Consider the following 15,656-nt stretch of genomic DNA (forward strand, 5'->3'; position numbering starts at 1 on the left):
CTCAAACATGTGTTCGAGGCGTGTCGCGACGGCGCCCCTGCGCTGTCGGACCCCCGTCTTATCGTGCTGCTGAGTATGCAACAAATCGATCACATGTTCGGTATTCGAACGTGTTATCGATTACAGTTCGAACAAGCGATCGATCATCTGTGACGGAAGGGGTTCCCATGACAGTCATCGAGACAACCCGGCCCAGTGCGCCGCGTCGCAGTCGGCCGGTCCGGGTCCGTCCGGCCGGGCAGCAGGATCGGCCGCGGCCATCGAGGCCGCCCGTCGCGCCGCCGCGCTACCGGGGCACCGGTGTGCTGATGTCGCCGGCGCCGCACCGGCCACGTCCCATAACGCCGGCGACGACGGTGGCGCTGGCTCTGCTCGCCGGGGTGATCACCGTGTGGCTGGGCTTGGTCGCACAGTTCGGCGAGGCAGTGCAGAACACCTCCGCGGACATGCCCGACCGACTTGCCGTGGTGCGCGTCGAACCAGGGGAGACACTGCAGCACTTGGCCGGCCGAGTCGCGCCCGGCGTCCCGAGCGGTCAGGTCGCCAACCGCATCCGCGAACTCAACGGTCTGGACACCGCGACGCTGGCCGCCGGTCAGACCCTGATCGCACCGGTCGGCTGACCGTCGGCCGTGGACAGCCAAAACCACGGTGCGTCAACGGTAGCCGCCGCCGACGGCGCGCGGTGGGTGCCGATCGCGACGGCGCTGGGCCTGCGGGGAGCCGCGCGGGTACGCTCAGAAGGTTCTGAGATACCCGGCTATCAGCGCGGCGAAGGAGCGGCCATGCACTGTCCGTTCTGTCGTCACCCCGATTCAAGGGTGGTCGACTCCCGGGAAACCGATGAAGGCCAGGCGATCCGGCGTCGCAGATCGTGCCCCGAGTGCGGACGTCGGTTTACCACCGTCGAGACCGCGGTGCTGGCTGTGGTCAAGCGCAGCGGCGTCACCGAACCATTCAGTCGCGAGAAAGTCATCAGCGGCGTGCGGCGGGCGTGCCAGGGCCGCCAGGTCGACGACGACGCGTTGAATCTGCTCGCCCAGCAAGTCGAAGACACCGTTCGGGCCAACGGATCGCCGGAAGTCGCCAGCCACGAGGTCGGGTTGGCCATCCTTGGCCCGTTGCGCGACCTCGACGAGGTGGCCTACCTGAGATTCGCCTCGGTGTACCGGTCCTTTTCCTCGGCCGACGATTTCGAGCGGGAGATCGAGGCGCTGCGCGCGCACCGCGAGATATCAACTCCCAGTTGAGCCGCCGGGGGCGGCGGTCATCGGCGGACGTAGGCTGACCGCATGCCGGCCGACCTGCATCCTGATGTCGCAGCACTCGCCCCGCTGCTGGGCACCTGGGCCGGCCGCGGATCGGGCAAGTACCCGAGTATCGAGCCGTTCGACTACCTCGAAGAAGTCGTGTTCACCCATGTCGGCAAGCCGTTCTTGGCCTACGGGCAAAAGACGAAAGCGGCAACCGACGGCAAGCCGCTGCACGCCGAGACGGGATATTTGCGGGTGCCGCAACCGGGCCAGCTCGAACTTGTTCTCGCTCATCCGAGTGGGATCACCGAAATCGAAGTCGGTACCTATACGGTGACCGGCGACGTCATCGAGATCGACTTGACCGCATCGAAGATCGGCCTGACACCCACCGCCAAAGAGGTGACCGCACTTGGTCGTCGCTTCCGGATCGACGGCAACGAACTGTCGTATTCGCTGCAGATGGGCGCGGTCGGATTGCCGCTGCAACATCACCTTGCTGCCGTGCTGCAGCGGCAAGCCTGACTACCAGACCCGGGAGCTCGTGGCGTGAACGTCGACAATGCGATCTACCCCACCCGCCCGCGCATCGAGGCGCTGCTGGCCGATTCTTCCGACGCTCCGGGCCGGCAAGCCTACGAGCTGTATGCGACGGCCATGCAAGAAGTCATCGAGCGGCGAGGCGGACGGTTACTGTTCGCCGGCGAGGTGACGTCGCTGGTCATCGGTGAGGTCGACGGCATGTGGGATGCCTGCGCGCTCGTCGAATACCCGTCTGCTGCCGAGTTCGCCGCGATTGCCCTCTCGCCGGAAGTCACAGAGATCGGCGTCCACCGGGCGGCCGGCCTCGAGGGCCAGCTGCTTATCCGGTTGAGCGGTCGTTAGACAAAGCGGGTGACGCCCTCGTTGACCACGCGACCGGCCACCCGAACCCAGCCTTCCGGGTTCCAGGTGGTCTGGATCAGCGAGCCCTTGCCTTGGGTGATAGTCAGGTCGCGGCTGAGGTAGTCGGTGATCCGGACCGCAGCAGATCCTGTCGCCTCGTCTTCGGGCACACCCAAACCCGGCGCGAACATTCTGGAACGCAGCGATCCCGCCGATTGGTCGGTCCAGGCCCACAGATAATGCTGGATGTCGTCGGGAAAGTCGGCGGGGTTGGCCGCGGCGAGGTCATCGACTGTGTCGAGATCGTGGATCGCCAACTCCGGCGCCCACTCCGAGCGGGCGCTGATGGCGGTGACGTCGTCTTCGTAATTCACCTGCACAATCCCGGCCGGCAACTGCAGGGTGCGCAGCGGTATGCCCTGATCGCGCAGCCACCATGACAGCCCGACGGCCGGGTGGCCGGCGAAGGCGAGTTCGGTCATCGGCGTGTAGATGCGGGCGTGCGCAGTGGTCGAGCCTGCTTGCGGCATGTCGACGAATATCGTTTCGCTGTAGCCCAATTGGCTTGTCAGCTGCTGCCGTTCGGCGATCGGGACGGTACCCGAATCGACAATGCTGAGTGGGTTTCCGAAATTGCCTGCCGAGTCTGTGAAAACCCGCAACACCGTCACGTCGATGCTCATGGGGTGACTGTACGACGGTGCTTACTAGCGGCGTCCGTCGGACTGGTCAGGTGGCGCTGCGTTCGTCGGAACCCATGGCGCTCAAGACGGCAACGCGGGTGTCGTGCGGACCCGAGACCGTCGGTTCACCGCTGCCGGCGCGCAGCAGCTCACGCAGTGCGTCGGGGTCGTATTCTGCGGGCTCGGTGGTGTCGATGAAATGCTCGACGACTTTGATGAAGCGGTCGGGGTCGTCGTGGAACGGGAAGTGTCCGGAGCGCTCGAAGATCTCGAGTCTTGAACCGGGCATCGCCGCATGCGCCATCCGGGCGTGGCTGACTGGCACCACCACATCTTCTGTGCCCCAAATGATCTGCACCGGAATAGATTCCATCAAGTAACATCGGTCCAGCATGGTGACCATCTGACCCCGCCAGTCCACCACGGCCCGCAAAGTCCGGGTGAATGCCGAGGAGGCTGTCGGCTCCGGCAGATCGGCTAGTATCCGCAACACGTTCGGCAGGTCGTGGCCCAGTCTCGTCGACCCGAACACCATGCCCGCCGCACGTCCGGCGAACTGCACAGCCGGAAGCACCAACGGCAACCGCAGCAAGGCCAGCGCCTCGCCGCCCAACGGCAGCGAGGCCAAACGAAACACGAGGTTGACGTCCTTGGTGACACCGCCGGCGCCGACCAGGATCAGTCGCTCCACGAGTTGCGGGAACTGGTAGGCGAACTGCATCGCCACCCCGCCGCCAAGCGAATGTCCGACCACGGTGACCCGATCGATGTCGAGTACCGAAAGCAGATCACGCAGCCCGTTGGCGTAGGCCGCGGCCGAGTAGTCGGCGCGTGGCTTGTCCGACTGACCATGACCCAGTAGGTCCACGGCGACGACGGTGAACCGCTGCGCCAGTTCGGCCTGCACGGTCTCCCAGGTGGTGGAGTTGTCACCGATGCCGTGAATCAGCAGAATCGCCGGGCCCGAACCCGCGATCCGGTAGGCGCGTCGATAGCCGTGGATGGTGCGAAATTGCAACGAAGGCGCCGCCTCGCGCACCGGGCGCAGCTTTCGCTGTCGCACGATGACATCGCCAACGTCGTTGTCGGCGGTCACAAGCGCCGCTCCTCTCCCCCCGCGAGTGGGCGGGTGTCCGCACCTCGCGTGCCCTGCATCCTCGCCGGAGCGTTAGGGCTCAGGTCCTGTCGTCGTCGTCGAACTTCTTCTCGGCCTGCTGGGCCAGGAATCGTTCGAACTCCGCGCCGAGTTCGTCACCGCTGGGCAGGTCTTCGTCACGCGACAGCAGCGATCGGTTCTCCTGTGCGGCGACGAACGTATCGTACTGACGCTCAAGCGCCGCTACTACCTGGGCCACGTCTGTACTGGCCTCGACCTGTTCGTCGATCTTGGCCGCGATGTCGGCTGCCGCATCGGTCAGCGCAGTCAGCGGCAATTGCAATGACCCGGTCTTGGCCAACTGCTCCAACAGCGCCTGCGCGGCGGCCGGATAGTCGGTCTGCGCCAGATAGTGCGGGACGTGCACGGTGAAGCCGACGACCTCGTGGCCGTGCTGGGCCATCCGGTACTCCAGCAGGTTCGAGGCACTGCCCGGCACCTGGACCTCGGAGATCCATGGCGTGAAATCGGCGATCAACTCGCGATTGTTCGAGTGCGCGGTCATCGTCACCGGCCGCGTGTGCGGAACCGCCATCGGAATGGTGCCCAGCCCGATGGTCTGCCGGACTCCGAGACGCTCGGCCAACAGTCGCACGGCACTGATGAATCGCTCCCACTTCAGATCCGGTTCCATCCCGGCCAGCAGCAGAAACGGTGTGCCAACGCTGTCGTGCAGCGCATAGAGACTCAACTCGGGATCGTCGTAGTGGGTGAAGTGATCGGTCTTGAACGTCATCAGCGGCCGGCGTGACCGATAATCCAGCAGTTCATCGATGGCAAACGACGCCACCAATTCGGTGTCCAGGGCGTCTTTTAAATGCGTCGCGGCCAGCCGGATGGCATGACCGGCGTCGGAAAACCCTTCCAGGGCATGGACCAGTACCGGGCCCCGGCCGTCTGCAGACGACAACTGCGGCGCCGGGAACTCGAGCTCGTACATCCCGTTCTGCTCGGGCTGATAGTGCTGCCCGTGGTCCGCAGGCTGGTTGTGGCTCATCGATGTTGCCTCCTCGCCACGGCGCCGGATAGCGCACCGTGTCAAATAGTCTCTCTCAGGCGGGCGGGCCGGGTCTCACAGACCCCAACTCCTTCGCTGACCCGCCCGTATGTTCGAAACGCGGCGGCACAAGTCCGCATTCCTGGGGTACCCATTCGGGATAGCTGTTTCGCGCTCCCGCGGACAGGGGCATCATCGACAACGATGATGCGCACTGTTGTGGCGGCGGCAAGTGTCACGGTCCTGGCCCTGTCGGGCTGCGGAGGCCCTGCGGATCCTCCGGCCGCTACCAGTAAAGCCCAACAGCACTTCGCTGATCCCGCATCGTGGGTGGTGGCCGCGCCGGTAGACCCGGATCCTCGGGTGGGCGCACTGTTCTTCGGCGCCGGTGATCTGCACACCTGTACCGGCTCCGTGCTGCATTCAGCCGGCGGCGACCTCGTGCTGACAGCGGCACACTGCCTGGCCGCCGACACAGCGGTGACGTTCGTCCCCGGCCTCTCCGGAGCCGCCGCACCCCCCGACACCTGGACGCTGGACACGGTCTATCTCGATGCGCGGTGGACAACCGACAAGGACCCGCATGCGGATTATGCGATCGCGCGAGTCAGTCGGGCGGACGGCGCATCGCTCGAGGCGGAGGTGGGTTCGGCCCTGATGCTGGGCACCGCGCCGGAGCCGGGCAGCGCGATCACTGTCGTGGCCTATCCGGCCGGGGTCGGCGGCAAGCCGATCGGCTGCCGGGTCAAGAGCCAGACCGCGCGCGGCGGCTATCCGGCTGTGCCGTGCGCGGGGCTGGTCGACGGCACCAGCGGTGCCGCCTGGATCACCGGATCGACGGTGACCGGAGTGATCGGCGGCCTTGACGGCGGCGGCTGCGAAGAAAACGTGTCGTACTCCGCACCGTTCGATGAGCACACCGCCGCGTTGTTGGTGCGGGCCGAAGCCGGCGGTCCGGGCGACACCGCTCCGCCGGCCCTGACCAACGAGTGTTAGCAGGCCGGGCGATGACGCTCAACTGCGGAATTGGTTGAGCGCGCGCACCTTGTTGCGCACATCCAACGCCGCAACCTTGTATGCCTCGGAGAACGTCGGATAGTTGAACACCGCGTCGACCAGATAGTCGACGGTGCCCCCGCAACCCATCACCGCCTGCCCGATGTGGACCATCTCGGTGGCGTTGCTGCCGAAAATGTGCACTCCCAGCAGCGTCAGGTCTGCGGTAGAGACCAGCAGCTTGAGCATGCCGTAGGAATCGCCGGCGATCTGGCCGCGAGCCAACTCCCGGTAGCGCGCCACCCCTACTTCGTAAGGAATCGCGCCTTTGGTCAGCTCCACCTCGGTGGCGCCGACATAGGAGACCTCCGGGATCGAGTAGATGCCGATCGGCTGCAGCTCGGTCATGGGATCGGTCGGCTCGCCGAAGGCGTGGTAGGCGGCCAGCCGGCCCTGATCCATCGAGGTTGCCGCCAGCGCGGGGAAGCCGATCACGTCACCGACGGCGTAGATGTGATCGACCTTGGTCTGGAACTGGTCGTCGACGAAAATCCTTCCGCGATGGTCGGTTTCCAGGCCGGCGTTCGCCAAGTCGAGGTCCTCGGTCTGACCCTGGCGCCCGGCCGAATACATCACCGTCTCGGCGGGGATTTGCTTGCCGCTGGCCAAGGTGGTGATGGTGCCGGCAGCCCCGACGTCGACGGCGGTGACCTCTTCGCCGAATCGGAACGTCACTGCAAGGTCGCGCAGATGGAATTTCAGCGCCTCGACGATTTCGGGGTCACAGAAGTCGAGCATGGAATCGCGCTTTTCCACGACCGTCACCTTGGTCCCGAGCGCGGCGAACATCGATGCGTACTCGATGCCGATCACTCCGGCTCCGACGACGACCATCGACGCCGGCAGTGACTTCAGGTCCAGGATGCCGTCGGAGTCGAGCACCCGTTCCTCGTCGAACTCGACCCCGCTCGGCCGCACCGGCGTGGTGCCGGTGGCGATGACGACGAAGTCCCCGGAAAGTGTGATTCGTTCGCCTCGGGAGATGTCCTCTACCAGGACGCTGTGCGGGTCGACGAAGCGACCGTGACCGACAATCAGGTCGATCCGGTTGCGAATCAATTGCGAGCGCACCACATCGATCTGCTTACCGATCACATGTCGGGTCCGCGCCAGCAAGTCGGCGGGCGTGATTTTGTCTTTGACCCGATAGCTGGCGCCGTACAACTCGCGCTGGTTCATGCCGGTGAGATAGACCACCGCCTCCCGCAACGTTTTCGACGGAATCGTTCCGGTGTTGACGCAGACACCACCCAGCATCCGGCCGCGCTCGACGATGGCCACCGACTTGCCCAGTTTGGCTGCCGCGATCGCAGCCTTCTGCCCACCCGGCCCCGAACCGATGACGACGAGGTCGTACTCCCGCTGCGAACCCACCATGCCCTAGAGGTCTACGCCGGTTTCCCGGCCCGCGTACGGCGAACTGACCAACAGTCGTGAGTTCATCCACAGCAGATCGGCCCAGCCGGCGTTGCCGGTCATCCACTGACGGTCGCCGTTGACAGCGTCGCCTTATGACAAAGCATCGAAAAGACTTTGAGTTGAATCGGCCAGGCGCGTTGATCGCCGCACTGCCCGCGGTTTTGGGGTTTGTGCCGGAGAGATCGCTGGTGCTGGTATCGGTCGACGGTGGCGAGCTGGGTTCGGTGATGCGCGTCGACCTGTCCGCTCAGCTGGCGCAGCGTCTCGGGCACCTCGCAGAGGTTGCTGCGACAGCCGACCCGGAGGCAGCGATCGCGGTGATCGTCGATGCCGAGGGAGCATCGTGTCCGGTGTGCAACGAGGAGTACCGCGAGTTGTGCACGACGCTCACCGAGGAGTTGTCCAGCCGCGACATCCTGTTGTGGGCCGCACACGTCGTCGATCAGGTGGCGCCCGGCGGTCGCTGGCACTGTGTCGACGGGTGTGGTTCCGGCGGCACGGTTGACGACCCGTCGTCGTCGCCGCTGGCCGTGGCTGCCGTCCTGGACGGCCGGCGGTTGTACGCGCGGCGCGCCGACCTGCAGGCCGTCATCGCGGCTGACGACCGGGCCGATAGCGCCGAACTCGCCGCTGCACTCGACCGATGCGCCGGATCGCGCGACGAGGCATATCGCGCGGATCCCGACGGCTGCAGCCGTCGGGACGTTGAAGATGCGATGGCGGCCGCCGCGCACGTGGCCGACGGGCAACCGCTTTCGGAGGTAGAGCTGGTCAAGCTCGGTTGCGCACTAGGTGATGTGCAGGTTCGCGACACACTCTATGCCCTTGCGGTGGGGGATAACGCGGGTGAGGCCGAGTCGCTGTGGGCGCTGCTCTCACGTGCGCTACCTGAGCCCTGGCGGGTCGAAGCGCTGGTCCTACTCGCGTTCAGCGCCTATGCGCGGGGCGACGGACCGCTGGCCGGGGTGTCGTTGGAGGCCGCGCTGCGTTGCCAACCGACTCACCGGATGGCGGGCATGCTGGACACCGCGTTGCAGTCGGGATTGCGACCCGAACGTATCCGGGAACTCGCGCTGACCGGGTACCGGCTGGCCAAGCAGTTCGGTGTGCGCCTGCCGCCCCGGCGGTCGTTCGGCCGGCGTGCGGTCTAGGGCGCAACAGGCCAGGTCAGACCTTTTCGACCTTGACGGCGTGAGCCATCTCGTGCGGCAGGCTGACGTTTTCGTGGCCCGGGATAACGATGGTCACGCCGCCGGCCGGGTTGGTCTCCACGGTCACCCGTGCGTTGGGGACGACGCCGGCGTCTTTGAGACGGGTGATCAGGTCGATGTCGCCTTGGACGTGCTCGGTGAGCTGCCGGACCACCACGGCGACCGGCGATCCGCCTGGCAGTTCGGTCAGCCGCACCAGGTTGCCGTCTTCGGCACCGAATCCGGGCCCCACGCCCAGGTCCAAAAGCCCGGGAATCGGGTTGCCGAACGGCGAGGTCGTCGGGTTGTTGAGCACCTGCACAAGCCGGCGCTCGACGTCTTCACTCATCACGTGTTCCCACCGGCATGCCTCGGCGTGGACGTCTTCCCACGGCAACCCGATCACGTCGACCAGCAGCCGTTCGGCCAGCCGGTGCTTGCGCATTACGGCGATCGCCAGTGTTCGCCCCTTGTCGGTCAGCTCCAGGTGGCGATCACCTGCCACGTGCAACAGCCCGTCGCGTTCCATCCGCGACACCGTCTGGCTGACGGTAGGCCCACTCTGGTCGAGCCGCTCGGCAATCCGGGCACGCAGCGGGGTTACGCCCTCTTCTTCGAGGTCGTAAATTGTCCGCAGGTACATCTCAGTGGTATCAACCAGGTCGTTCATCCCGCACCCTTCGTTGCACCTGAGTCTACGTGCCCAGCTGCGTGAATGGTCTGCTAACACACACGCACGGTCCTGGGGACGTAAGCGGCGACCCGTCCTCTTAATTCGCCGCGCTTGCCGTCCCTACGGCAGCAGTATGCCCGCCGCAACGCGGCGGGCATACCCCGTGACAAGTCTCAGCTGGCGTACGACCGTAACCGGTCGGCGCGCTCGCCGTTGCGGAGCTTGGCCATCACCTCGCGCTCGATCTGGCGCACCCGCTCGCGCGACAAACCGAACAGCTTCCCGATCTGGTCGAGCGTGCGGGGCTGGCCGTCGTCGAGGCCGAAGCGCAACCGGATCACCTGATGCTCACGCTCGTCCAGCGTGGCCAGCACGCTGCGGATGTCAGTGTGCAGCAACTCGGCGATGACCGCGTTCTCCGCGGACATCGCTTCGGCGTCTTCGATGAAGTCACCCAGCGGGGCCTCTTCCTCGGAACCGACCGGCATGTCGAGGCTGACCGGATCGCGGCTGTGCTCGAGCAAGTCATTGATTTTGTCGACCGGAATTCCCGACTCGTTGGCGAGTTCCTCGTCGGTGGCTTCGCGACCGAGGTTCTGGTGCAATTCCCGCTTGATCCGCGCCAACTTGTTCACCTGCTCCACCAGGTGAACCGGCAGCCGGATGGTGCGGCTCTGGTCGGCCATCCCGCGGGTGATCGCCTGGCGAATCCACCACGTGGCATACGTGGAGAACTTGAATCCCTTTGCGTAGTCGAACTTCTCCATCGCACGGATCAGCCCCAGGTTGCCCTCCTGGATGAGGTCCAGCAGCGGCATGCCGCGGCCGGTGTAGCGCTTGGCCAACGAAACCACCAGCCGCAGGTTGGCTTCCAGCAGATGCCGGCGCGCTGCTTCGCCGTCGCGCACCACAGTCGCCAGGTCACGCTTGCGCTTCTCGCCCAGGCGCTTGCGGGTGTCCAGCAGATGCTGAGCGTAGAGTCCGGCCTCGATGCGCTTGGCGAGCTCAACCTCGTCGGCGGCAGTAAGCAACGCCGTCTTGCCGATGCCGTTCAGATACACGCGCACCAAATCCGCGGCAGGACTCTGAGAATCCAGATCGCTCTCAACCCGGCTGGTAGTGGCATTCGCCATAGCGGCCTCCTGATCGGCTTGAACTGTCATGTGGTCCAACGACTAACCCGTGACAAGAGTTCCCACCGGGCGGCGATCTCACACCCGTTGACGTGCGCTAATGTGCCGACGCCCTGAGAATGTGCTGAGAAGTGCCGCCGGGTGGCGGTTATTCGGAACTGTCGGCGCCCGGACCCCGCGATTCGGGTTGCGGCGCTGGACGAATGTCTCGCTCGAGCGCGGGACGCTCGGCGGTCGGGAACAGCGGGGTATGCCGGTGGGAAGGATCGAACCGGCGGGGTTCGTCGGGGCGGCGCGGCGGCCGGTCATTGGCGATCAGCACCGCCATCCACGGCAACGGGATCGACGCGACGAGAATCAACAGCGAGATCAAACCGTTGTGCCACGCGCCGTACGCGAGTGCGGCCAACACCAGCGCAGGAATCCGGAATGCCATCAGCGTCAGGTATTTGCGTACCCGCTGCCGATGCTGCACCTCGTAGGAGGGTGCGGCAGCTGTGATGAGCACCGGCCGACCGTCGTCGTCGAAACCCAGCTCGGAGCCGTGCTTCATTCCTCCACTGTCCCACATTCGGCCCATTCCGGCACAGGCACCTAGCCGCCCTCAAGGTCGGCTCACCGACCGGTTTGCGGCACAATGAAACGCATGCAGACCCAGACGATCGAACGCACCGATACCGACGAACGCGTCGACGACGGGACCGATAGCGACACCCCGAAATACTTTCACTTCGTCAAGAAAGACAAGATCGCCGAGAGCGCGGTGATGGGCACGCATGTCGTTGCGCTGTGCGGTGAGGTGTTTCCGGTCACCCGATCGGCCAAGCCGGGGTCGCCGGTCTGTCCGGACTGCAAGCGGATCTATGAACAGCTCAAGAAGAGCTGACCGGCTCGCCGCTGACACCGTCCGAATCCTGAGCGTCGGTGGTGCCGTTCTGCGCCCGGGATTTCAGCCAGCGTCGCATCCGATGAGCATGGGTTGCCGGCGCCGGCCACTCCTCCTGGATCGCGGCATTGAGTTCGGCGCCCAGCATGATCGCGAACCCCCCGAAGAAAGCGAATAACAGAAACGCGATCGGCGTGGCCAGCGCGCCGTAGGTGTAGCCGGTGGCGGTGATCCAGGTCAAATAGATGCGCAATCCCAGGGTGGCGATCAGAAAGACCACGGTCGCCAGCACTGCGCCCAGGATCAGCCGATGGGTCGGCAGCGCTTTGGGCAGCGCCACCCTATACAGGATCATCACCGCGACCATCAACCCGGTGATCAGCGCCGGGTAGTAGCCGATGTCCAGCCAGCTGTCCGGGATGAACTGCGCCACCTTCCACTCGCCCCGCACCAAAAGCGGGGCAGCCGCTATCACGAACAGCAGCATCACGACATAGAGCAACAGGGCGAACAGTCGCTGGCGCACCGGGTGGCGCAGCGGGGTCTGGTCGTGAGCCTCCACCACCGCATCGACGAACGCCGAGATCGCCGACGATCCCGCCCACAGCGAGATCACGAAGCCCAGCGACACCACCTCACCCCGCGCGCCCTTGTCGATGTCGCTGATCGTTGGCTTGATGATCTCGTTGACGACGTTCTCGGAGAAAAAGCTGTGCGCCAGCGTCACCAGGCGGTGCTCGATGACGGGCAAGGTGTCGGGACCGAACAGCGGCGCCACGTAGGCGAGGCTCCCCAGCATGCCCAGCAGCAACGGCGGCAACGACAGCGCTGACCAGAAAGCCGCCTGCGCTGACTCGGAAAAGATGGAGTCGTCCCAGCTTTTCGACAGCGCCCGGCGTGTGACACGCCAGACGTGATGCCGCGACGGCTTAACCCGCTGATCGCTCATGACCAACCCAGCATTCCTGACGAGGCGTCCTGCCGTCCGGATTGCCGGTAGGTGAGTTGTGTCTCAAGACTCCAGAGGAGCGCTAACGTGTAGCACCGCCGCCAACTCAGCCAACTTCGCCTCGTGCTGATTGGCGTGATGCTGGCAGAACAGAAGTTCGGCGCCAGAGGGCAGCGTGGCGCGCACCCGGGCGGCCGCGCCGCACCGGTCGCAGCGATCAGCCCTCGTCAACTCCGGACTGGTCAAGGTCGCGTTCATGGCTACTCCGTTTCTGGCCTATCTCCACTGTCTCAGATGTTGGGGCGTTTGGCCTTCTTCCCCGTGTGGTTACCCGCTGTGTCGTTTCTCACGCCCTACCGGTTACACCTCGGGCAGGGTGGTTCTGTGAACCCTGATCCCGCGATGTTGGTCCACCTCTGTTCGGCCGACCAGTGGTCTGCTGCCCAGACTCGCGGTGCCCTCCACCCCGAACCGTCGGGCGGCGCCGAATTCATCCATCTTTCGACACCGGGCCAAGTACATCTGCCGGCCAACCGCCTCTTCAGCGGACGCGTCGACCTGGTGCTGCTGCACATCGATCCGGCCGGGCTGGATGCACCGGTGTTTTGGGAACCGGGAGTAGCAACGGACCCGGAGTCAATGCTGTTCCCGCATCTGTACGGATCACTTCCGGTCAGTGCTGTGTTCAACGTCACCGACTACCGGCCCGGCCCCGACGGCACCTTCTCGGCGGCCTCGGAGACGGCACAGGCGCTTCGCCCGCGCCGTCGTCGCACCGGCCGGCATTGCCGGCCATAGCTCAGTCGAGGTAGTCGCGCAGGACTTGGGAACGGCTGGGGTGGCGCAACTTCGACATCGTCTTGGACTCGATCTGGCGGATGCGCTCCCGGGTGACGCCGTAAACCTGCCCGATTTCGTCGAGGGTCCGGGGCTGGCCGTCGGTGAGCCCGAAGCGCAGCCGCACCACGCCGGCCTCGCGCTCCGACAACGTCTCCAATACCGACTGCAGCTGGTCCTGCAGCAAAGTGAACGACACCGCGTCGACGGCGACGACCGCTTCGCTGTCCTCGATGAAGTCGCCGAGTTGGCTGTCGCCCTCGTCGCCGATCGTCTGGTCCAGGGAGATCGGCTCGCGCGCGTACTGCTGGATCTCCAGTACCTTCTCCGGCGTGATGTCCATTTCCTTGGCGAGCTCCTCCGGGCTGGGCTCACGGCCCAGATCCTGCAGCAGCTCACGTTGGATGCGGCCCAGCTTGTTGATCACCTCGACCATGTGGACCGGGATGCGGATGGTGCGCGCCTGGTCGGCCATCGCGCGGGTGATCGCCTGGCGGATCCACCACGTCGCGTAGGTGGAGAACTTGTAACCCTTGGTGTAGTCGAACTTTTCGACCGCACGGATCAGACCCAGGTTGCCTTCCTGGATCAAGTCGAGAAATGCCATGCCCCGACCGGTGTAACGCTTCGCCAGCGACACCACCAGACGCAGATTGGCTTCCAGCAGATGGTTTTTCGCCCGGTCGCCGTCCCGGCAAATCCACGACATGTCACGCCGCTGGGCCGCGGGCAGCTTCTCGCCGCGGTCGACCAACTCGGTCATCAGCTGGGTGGCGTAGAGCCCGGCCTCTATTCGCTTGGCCAGCTCCACCTCTTCTTCGGCGTTGAGCAGCGCCACTTTGCCGATCTGCTTGAGGTAAGCGCGTACCGAGTCCGCCGACGCAGTGAGCTCAGCATCCTTCCGCGCCTGGCGCAACGCCTCGGACTCGTCCTCATCCCATACGAAATCGCCTGAGGCCTTGTCTTTTTCGCTGGGCTCAGCGATTTCCTCGTCGTCGTCGGTGGAGCCCTCAGCGGGCGCTTTCTTGGTCGAGGCGGTCTCCGAGTCGTTGGTTTCGGCTTGTTCGTTGTCGGTGTCGTCGTCGCCGTCCGACGACGCATCCTCTTCGAGGTCGTCGAGGCTCAGGTCGGCGGCGTCGATCTCGATATCGTCGCCGGGCTCACCGTCGAGCTCCGGCTCGGTGTCAAGATCCTCATCGACGGCATCGTCGGTGACCACCTCGCGGCCCTTCGGGGTGTCCTTGGGCGAAGCTGCCTTCTTCGCACGCCCACTTGCCGGCGACGACTTGGCAGCGGCGCTTTTCGCCGGTGTGCGGCTCTTCTTGGCGGTGTCGGCACCGTTGGCCGTGCCGGCTTTGGCCGGCGCCTTGCTGGCGCGTGTCGTTGTCTTGGTGGCCCGTTTGGCGGGGGCGGCGCCGTTTGCGGATTTAGCCGCGGGTCGCTTCGTCCCGGCTTTGGCGGGGGACTTGGTAGCGGAGCGCTTCACCGGCTCGTCGGTCGCCGGGCTTGCCTTGGTCGCTGCCACGTAAACCCCTTCGGTAGGACTCAGTCTTCGAGCCGAGCCTTCGGTGCTCCTGGGCGTGCTTTACCGAAAGTGTCGGCTATGTCGGATGTCGGTCTTGATATCAGCTTGGATGCTCGCCGCTATGGGTTGGGCGGCTGCCGGTGACCAGTGTAACGACCGAGCGCGGCCACTTCGCCCGGAGCGCGCAATTCAGTGGGTGACATCGCTGGTCGCCGCCATCGCCGCGCCGACGATTCCCGCTGTGTTCTGCAGGGCGGCGGCGACAACCGGCGTCCGGTTCTCGAGTAGTGGCACCCATTTGTCGGCCTTACGGCTGATTCCGCCACCGGCGATGAACAAATCCGGCCAAAAGGCGTTCTCGAAAGCGACAAGTACTTTCGTCACCTGTTTCGCCCATTTCTTATAACTCCAGCCGTGCTTGTCCCGTACCGACGACGCGGCACGGTGTTCGGCTTCTTTGCCGCCAACCTCGAGGTGACCGAATTCGGTGTTGGGCAGCAATATCCCGTTGTGGATGACCGCCGACCCGATCCCGGTGCCGAATGTGAGCAGCACCACCACGCCGGTTTTGTCTTTGCCAGCGCCGTAGCGCTCCTCGGCCAGCCCGGCCGCATCTGCGTCGTTGAGGACGACGATTTCTTGGCCGTCCAGCTCCCCGGCGATGACGTCGCGTGCGTTGGTCCCGATCCACGCCTTGTCCACATTCGCTGCCGTCTGGACGACGCCTTCGGTGACCACGCCGGGGTAGGTCACCCCTAGCGGGCCCGACCAGCCGAATTCGTTGACCACGGCGGCGATGGTCTTCGCGACTGCCGACGGCGTGGCCGGCTGTGGCGTCGGCAGCTTGAAGCGGTCGCCGACGAGTTCACCGGTGTCCAGATCGACGATCCCGCCCTTGATCCCGCTGCCGCCCACGTCGACGCCGAAGCCGCGCTGCGACGTAGCGCCGGGCCCATCGGTCGCAGACGAAGCCGTGGTCGAGTCGCTACTGGTCATCGGATCTCCTCGGCGGGA

General features: G+C 65.3%; 19 protein-coding genes. 8 read left to right on the forward strand and 11 right to left on the reverse strand.

The window, feature by feature from the left end:
• Positions 1-167: 167 nt before the first annotated feature.
• The 4 genes from AC5Y42_RS08130 to AC5Y42_RS08145 all read left to right on the forward strand — a co-directional run bounded on the left by AC5Y42_RS08130 (position 168) and on the right by AC5Y42_RS08145 (position 2,138).
• Positions 168-623 carry a LysM peptidoglycan-binding domain-containing protein gene (locus AC5Y42_RS08130; protein WP_499897180.1) on the forward strand — a complete coding sequence of 152 codons (456 nt, stop codon included), beginning with the start codon at positions 168-170 and terminating at the stop codon, positions 621-623.
• Between the two features lie 162 nt (positions 624-785).
• On the forward strand, positions 786-1,250 hold the full coding sequence (gene nrdR, locus AC5Y42_RS08135; protein ID WP_499886343.1) for a transcriptional regulator NrdR: 465 nt from the start codon (positions 786-788) through the stop codon (positions 1,248-1,250).
• Between the two features lie 42 nt (positions 1,251-1,292).
• Positions 1,293-1,778, forward strand: a complete 486-nt coding sequence (locus AC5Y42_RS08140; RefSeq protein WP_499897181.1) for a peroxynitrite isomerase — start codon at positions 1,293-1,295, stop codon at positions 1,776-1,778.
• A 24-nt stretch (positions 1,779-1,802) separates the two neighbouring features.
• Positions 1,803-2,138, forward strand: a complete 336-nt coding sequence (locus AC5Y42_RS08145; RefSeq protein ID WP_499897182.1) for a DUF1330 domain-containing protein — start codon at positions 1,803-1,805, stop codon at positions 2,136-2,138.
• Here the strand turns inward: AC5Y42_RS08145 and AC5Y42_RS08150 are convergent.
• The 3 genes from AC5Y42_RS08150 to AC5Y42_RS08160 form a co-directional block, all read right to left on the reverse strand.
• On the reverse strand, positions 2,135-2,821 hold the full coding sequence (locus AC5Y42_RS08150; RefSeq protein WP_499897184.1) for a PhzF family phenazine biosynthesis protein: 687 nt from the start codon (positions 2,819-2,821) through the stop codon (positions 2,135-2,137). The two genes, AC5Y42_RS08145 and AC5Y42_RS08150, sit on opposite strands and share 4 nt — an antisense overlap.
• Positions 2,822-2,867: 46 nt before the next feature.
• Positions 2,868-3,887, reverse strand: coding sequence for an alpha/beta fold hydrolase (locus AC5Y42_RS08155; RefSeq protein WP_499897564.1), 1,020 nt, complete (start codon positions 3,885-3,887; stop codon positions 2,868-2,870).
• 109 nt (positions 3,888-3,996) lie between these two features.
• The gene (locus tag AC5Y42_RS08160; RefSeq protein ID WP_499897185.1) at positions 3,997-4,974 is read right to left on the reverse strand and encodes a proteasome assembly chaperone family protein; all 978 of its coding nucleotides are present in this window, start codon (positions 4,972-4,974) and stop codon (positions 3,997-3,999) included.
• A gap of 207 nt (positions 4,975-5,181) precedes the next feature.
• Between AC5Y42_RS08160 and AC5Y42_RS08165 the strand changes: the two genes are divergently transcribed.
• Entirely contained in the window at positions 5,182-5,970 is a 789-nt protein-coding gene (locus AC5Y42_RS08165) for a trypsin-like serine peptidase (protein ID WP_499897566.1), read from the forward strand.
• Between the two features lie 18 nt (positions 5,971-5,988).
• Here AC5Y42_RS08165 and sthA read toward each other — a convergent pair whose 3' ends face one another.
• The gene (gene sthA, locus AC5Y42_RS08170) at positions 5,989-7,407 is read right to left on the reverse strand and encodes a Si-specific NAD(P)(+) transhydrogenase (protein ID WP_499897186.1); all 1,419 of its coding nucleotides are present in this window, start codon (positions 7,405-7,407) and stop codon (positions 5,989-5,991) included.
• A gap of 134 nt (positions 7,408-7,541) precedes the next feature.
• Between sthA and AC5Y42_RS08175 the strand changes: the two genes are divergently transcribed.
• Positions 7,542-8,600, forward strand: coding sequence for a DUF4192 domain-containing protein (locus tag AC5Y42_RS08175; RefSeq protein ID WP_499897188.1), 1,059 nt, complete (start codon positions 7,542-7,544; stop codon positions 8,598-8,600).
• Between the two features lie 16 nt (positions 8,601-8,616).
• Here the strand turns inward: AC5Y42_RS08175 and AC5Y42_RS08180 are convergent, their stop codons facing one another.
• The 3 genes from AC5Y42_RS08180 to AC5Y42_RS08190 all read right to left on the reverse strand — a co-directional run bounded on the left by AC5Y42_RS08180 (position 8,617) and on the right by AC5Y42_RS08190 (position 11,016).
• The gene (locus AC5Y42_RS08180) at positions 8,617-9,309 is read right to left on the reverse strand and encodes an iron-dependent transcriptional repressor DtxR (RefSeq protein ID WP_499897189.1); all 693 of its coding nucleotides are present in this window, start codon (positions 9,307-9,309) and stop codon (positions 8,617-8,619) included.
• Between the two features lie 176 nt (positions 9,310-9,485).
• Positions 9,486-10,475: a sigma-70 family RNA polymerase sigma factor SigB gene (sigB, locus tag AC5Y42_RS08185; RefSeq protein ID WP_499897191.1), complete on the reverse strand. Its 990-nt coding sequence runs from the start codon at positions 10,473-10,475 to the stop codon at positions 9,486-9,488.
• Between the two features lie 118 nt (positions 10,476-10,593).
• Positions 10,594-11,016 (reverse strand): DUF3099 domain-containing protein, encoded by a 423-nt coding sequence (locus AC5Y42_RS08190; RefSeq protein ID WP_499897568.1) that lies wholly within the window; start codon positions 11,014-11,016, stop codon positions 10,594-10,596.
• A 75-nt stretch (positions 11,017-11,091) separates the two neighbouring features.
• On the opposite strand from AC5Y42_RS08190, the gene AC5Y42_RS08195 reads away from it, so the two are divergent.
• The gene (locus AC5Y42_RS08195) at positions 11,092-11,331 is read left to right on the forward strand and encodes a DUF3039 domain-containing protein (protein ID WP_499897192.1); all 240 of its coding nucleotides are present in this window, start codon (positions 11,092-11,094) and stop codon (positions 11,329-11,331) included.
• On the opposite strand, the gene AC5Y42_RS08200 is transcribed toward AC5Y42_RS08195, so the two are convergent.
• Both AC5Y42_RS08200 and AC5Y42_RS08205 read right to left on the reverse strand, forming a co-directional pair.
• The gene (locus AC5Y42_RS08200) at positions 11,318-12,280 is read right to left on the reverse strand and encodes a YihY/virulence factor BrkB family protein (protein ID WP_499897194.1); all 963 of its coding nucleotides are present in this window, start codon (positions 12,278-12,280) and stop codon (positions 11,318-11,320) included. The genes AC5Y42_RS08195 and AC5Y42_RS08200 overlap by 14 nt on opposite strands.
• A 63-nt stretch (positions 12,281-12,343) precedes the next feature.
• Complete coding sequence (locus AC5Y42_RS08205; protein ID WP_499897195.1) at positions 12,344-12,538, reverse strand: DUF7455 domain-containing protein; 195 nt, start codon at positions 12,536-12,538, stop codon at positions 12,344-12,346.
• Positions 12,539-12,682: 144 nt separating this feature from the next.
• Between AC5Y42_RS08205 and AC5Y42_RS08210 the strand changes: the two genes are divergently transcribed.
• Positions 12,683-13,078 (forward strand): DUF952 domain-containing protein, encoded by a 396-nt coding sequence (locus AC5Y42_RS08210; RefSeq protein ID WP_499897570.1) that lies wholly within the window; start codon positions 12,683-12,685, stop codon positions 13,076-13,078.
• A 1-nt stretch (position 13,079) separates the two neighbouring features.
• Here the strand turns inward: AC5Y42_RS08210 and AC5Y42_RS08215 are convergent, their stop codons facing one another.
• Entirely contained in the window at positions 13,080-14,642 is a 1,563-nt protein-coding gene (locus AC5Y42_RS08215; RefSeq protein WP_499897197.1) for an RNA polymerase sigma factor, read from the reverse strand.
• 189 nt (positions 14,643-14,831) lie between these two features.
• The gene (gene ppgK, locus AC5Y42_RS08220) at positions 14,832-15,638 is read right to left on the reverse strand and encodes a polyphosphate--glucose phosphotransferase (protein WP_499897199.1); all 807 of its coding nucleotides are present in this window, start codon (positions 15,636-15,638) and stop codon (positions 14,832-14,834) included.
• Positions 15,639-15,656 lie beyond the last annotated feature (18 nt).

The sequence above is a fragment of the Mycobacterium sp. NGS48 genome (assembly GCF_059812585.1).